5 protein-coding genes are annotated in these 3239 nt (G+C 43.3%); 2 read left to right on the top strand and 3 right to left on the bottom strand.

Annotated features, from left to right (window positions below; all coding sequences use genetic code 11):
* Nucleotides 1-197 precede the first annotated feature (197 nt).
* Together ACFQ2O_RS20745 and ACFQ2O_RS20750 are read right to left on the bottom strand one after the other, a co-directional pair.
* Entirely contained in the window at nucleotides 198-761 is a 564-nt protein-coding gene (locus tag ACFQ2O_RS20745) for a hypothetical protein (protein ID WP_377532637.1), read from the bottom strand.
* A gap of 72 nt (nucleotides 762-833) precedes the next feature.
* A complete protein-coding gene (locus ACFQ2O_RS20750) occupies nucleotides 834-1535 on the bottom strand; it encodes a hypothetical protein (protein WP_377532639.1) in 702 nt (233 codons plus the stop codon).
* Nucleotides 1536-1670: 135 nt separating this feature from the next.
* Between ACFQ2O_RS20750 and ACFQ2O_RS20755 the strand changes: the two genes are divergently transcribed.
* The gene (locus ACFQ2O_RS20755) at nucleotides 1671-2402 is read left to right on the top strand and encodes a hypothetical protein (protein ID WP_377532642.1); all 732 of its coding nucleotides are present in this window, start codon (nucleotides 1671-1673) and stop codon (nucleotides 2400-2402) included.
* A 74-nt stretch (nucleotides 2403-2476) separates the two neighbouring features.
* A complete protein-coding gene (locus tag ACFQ2O_RS20760; protein ID WP_377532644.1) occupies nucleotides 2477-2713 on the top strand; it encodes a hypothetical protein in 237 nt (78 codons plus the stop codon).
* A 138-nt stretch (nucleotides 2714-2851) separates the two neighbouring features.
* On the opposite strand, the gene ACFQ2O_RS20765 is transcribed toward ACFQ2O_RS20760, so the two are convergent.
* Complete coding sequence (locus ACFQ2O_RS20765; RefSeq protein WP_377532647.1) at nucleotides 2852-3097, bottom strand: hypothetical protein; 246 nt, start codon at nucleotides 3095-3097, stop codon at nucleotides 2852-2854.
* Nucleotides 3098-3239 lie beyond the last annotated feature (142 nt).

Consider the following 3239-nt stretch of genomic DNA (forward strand, 5'->3'; position numbering starts at 1 on the left):
CTGCTAGTTATAAGTATACCTGATCATTATTTAGATAAGTCACTTTACATAAGCTATAACAGGAGTTATAATGCAGCCAACTTTATCTTGAACGCTTGTAAAAAGAAAAGCCGCAGCTAATGCCGCGGCCTTTCTCAGATGGAAAAATTACCTTCTTTTACACATGTTCCGGTAAATTGTTACATGAATAAAAAAGCTTACCTGTTGTAGCCACCGAAGTAGCCGTAATTGCGATTACTTGTTCTGCTGCGGTCACCGTAGTGGTCATTCGCAAACTCGCGCATGCTGTCTTCGTTTCCATAGCCAGGATCATGGCGGAACCCATGGTTGCCCCTGCTGTCAAAGTCTCTGTAGCGATCGCCCTCTTCCGGGTTGTCATAGTTAGCATTATAGCCTGTTTTATAGCTATAGTGGCGCTCTCGACCAGCGTATGGTCCTTCGGCATAAGGAAAGTAATCAACTCGATCCAGCTCGTTCTCTGCAGCATGGGGTAAGCCATACTCTATTGGTCTTGGCTGGTCTGCATAATTTGAGGTATCATACATTTCGTTGTAGGAATCTTCATGGTTGCCTACATGCCGTCCCTGCTGCCTAAACTCATTATCTCTATCAGGCTCATACCGAGGATAACCTTCTGCATCACGATCAACACGATCGTTAAACCTATTGCTGGCATAATTATTTGACTCATTTCTATAGTCACGGTTAAAGTCACCGTAATGCCTGTCTCTATCGTTATATCTATCTCTGTTGTTTCTCATAGTATTATAGTAATGCCTCGCGTTAAAGTATAATAGGCAAGGCAATGAAAAATTAATTAGTTGTGCCTCAGGTTAGCGTCTGTCGCGGTCGCGCATATAGCCCTCATAATTTGAAGAAGGCTTATTCTGCCATTTGTCCATTTCGCTGTAATGGGCTCCTTCGCCATAATGCACATTTCCTTGTGAGTAATTTCGTCCCGCAAACCCTGTAGTATAGTCATCGTCATACATGCGGTTGCCCTGCTCGTATCTGCGGTATGACTCGTAGTCTCCACGAGAACTTCTGTCCCAGTTGCCATCATTGTTGCCGCGGCGCACATCATGTCCAAAGCGTTCATCTGCTAAACCATAGCGATAGTCAGAACCGCTCTTCCTATTTGGACTTGCATAGTCATCGTTTGAATAATCTGCCAGAGCATCATAATGTCGGCTTGAGTTATACTCATCATTTGGCATGTAAGTCATGCCATAGGGATTGTTGCTGTTGTTTCCTTCGGTATAATCTGGTCCACTATACTGCGCACCACCCGCCTGAAAGCGTCCTTGCGGAGACATCTGGCTTTGATCTGCATTGCTGTTAAAGCTTCTGTCATCACCATAGGCATTAAACGAATTGTCGCCATACCCTCGGTTAAAGTGTGAGTCTACGGTATAGTTTCCCCTATCAGAGTTTTGCCCCTGGTGATGGCCGTGTAGCCAGCGTGCGTCAGAGTCTGTTTGAAAATTCTCTCTTCTTCTAAAGTTTCTATTGTTATCTCTTCTGTCGTCGTTCATAGCTTTTTTAGGTTTTAGTATGATTACACTTCTTATACTATTACGGTACTGCCCTACCCTAAGGTTAAGCATACTGGTAAACCTGATAGCCTGGCATCCGTTAAAATGTATACTGAACCTAAAGAATTAACGACTATGGAAAGAAATAACAGAAATAGCAGAGACGACTATAGAAACGATAGAAATAGAATTCCAGAACGTGAAGAAAGACGTTCTACAGACCCGGACCAATATCGCGGTGCCTATCGCCTGGACACCAACAGCGATCATCGCAATGAAACTACCTGGAACGGATTTGGAAGCTCTGACCGCAACAACAATCGAGGGGAAGAGGCATACCGTGATAACAACACGTACCGCACGCATCATGACCGCGGTTATGACCACGATAATTATAGCATGAACAGCCGCTGGCGCAACTCCGGCAACAGCAATGCGGGCAACAGTTATAATGACCAGAGCAGCCGCTACAGCGGAGGCAACAACAGAGACAGCAATGAACAGTACCGGTCTTCTAGCGGAGGATACAGATCTAATTACAGTGGAGGCAACAGCCAGCAGCACCGTAGTGTTCACGACCGTATTCAGGACAGAGATCCTTACGGGTCTGGCAACTTCAACGCAGATTATAGAAGAGATACCTATGGAAACGGTAATGGCAACAACTACGGCAACGAGGCTGGCTCTCTAAGCTATGGCTATGATGGCTCCAGCAATTATGATCCGGATTGGAACAGGCACTATAATCCTTTGTCGGGTGAGCGCACCAGTTACCATGGCAACTACACCAGCCGCCGTCCTGACAATGAGCAGTACAAGCAAAACAGTAGCAACAGACGAAACTGGAATGATAATGACCGGTACTAACCGGCTACAAAACAGAACTTATGATGGAAGACCGCTTAGGTTTTCTTTTTATTACTAATTTAATCTTATATAAAATGAGCAAGAACGATAAAGATACAGACAAGCTGAACGATGAGAAGGTGAACAACACCATTAACAAAGGAAACAGCGTTCCGAATATAAGACCAACAGGTACCCCAGAGACAGTAGATAATGATGATATCATGAACGGCAAAGTTGGAGGTGCCCCTACCCAGAAAAGCGGTAGCCGTGGAAGTGCGGATGTAGAGGATGGTGGTACAGATATAGGAAGTAGCGCTGGAAGCCACTAAACATATAATTAGATAGACAAAAGAAGAGGCTGCCTTGTACAAGGGCAGCCTCTTCTTTTGTCTATTATAGTAGAAATAATAAAAGCCACTAGTAAAAGTGGCTTCTACCAATTCAGAAGTGTAAACGTATTTTCTTTGCTACTGAAGCTCTTCCTGCTCCATGTATTCCCACATTGCCTCTTCACTAGCACCTGTTTTAGCGGCATATACTAACATAGTTGTATAAACGCCAATTAGCAGGAAGCTAAGAGGAATAGAAAACACAAAAGAAACAATCAAGGTTTTAAGTGGATCTGGCTTTGATTTCATTTTAGTGGATGCATACCAAAAAAATAAAACATTAAAAATTCCAGATAGTGCTACGAGGTTGAAGATGTCGATCATTGGCTAAAAGCTTAGTTTTTTCAGCAAGTCAAATTTCATTTGAAATTGATAAGAGCTAGCTGATTTTTAAAACCTGATGTTCTTTATGGTTGTACATTAGCTGTAACTGCTCATGCAAGATAATTTACTGTAATCAGAAACA

Origin of the sequence: Pontibacter rugosus (genome assembly GCF_042678745.1) — a bacterium.
Taxonomy (GTDB): domain Bacteria; phylum Bacteroidota; class Bacteroidia; order Cytophagales; family Hymenobacteraceae; genus Pontibacter; species Pontibacter rugosus.

What these genes read in the sequence shown, in the direction of transcription:
- ACFQ2O_RS20760 (WP_377532644.1), top strand. Translation starts at nt 2,477, where the DNA reads ATGAGCAAGAACGATAAAGATACAGACAAGCTGAACGATGAGAAGGTG.
- ACFQ2O_RS20750 (WP_377532639.1), bottom strand. Translation starts at nt 1,535, where the DNA reads ATGAACGACGACAGAAGAGATAACAATAGAAACTTTAGAAGAAGAGAG.
- ACFQ2O_RS20765 (WP_377532647.1), bottom strand. Translation starts at nt 3,097, where the DNA reads ATGATCGACATCTTCAACCTCGTAGCACTATCTGGAATTTTTAATGTT.
- ACFQ2O_RS20755 (WP_377532642.1), top strand. Translation starts at nt 1,671, where the DNA reads ATGGAAAGAAATAACAGAAATAGCAGAGACGACTATAGAAACGATAGA.
- ACFQ2O_RS20745 (WP_377532637.1), bottom strand. Translation starts at nt 761, where the DNA reads ATGAGAAACAACAGAGATAGATATAACGATAGAGACAGGCATTACGGT.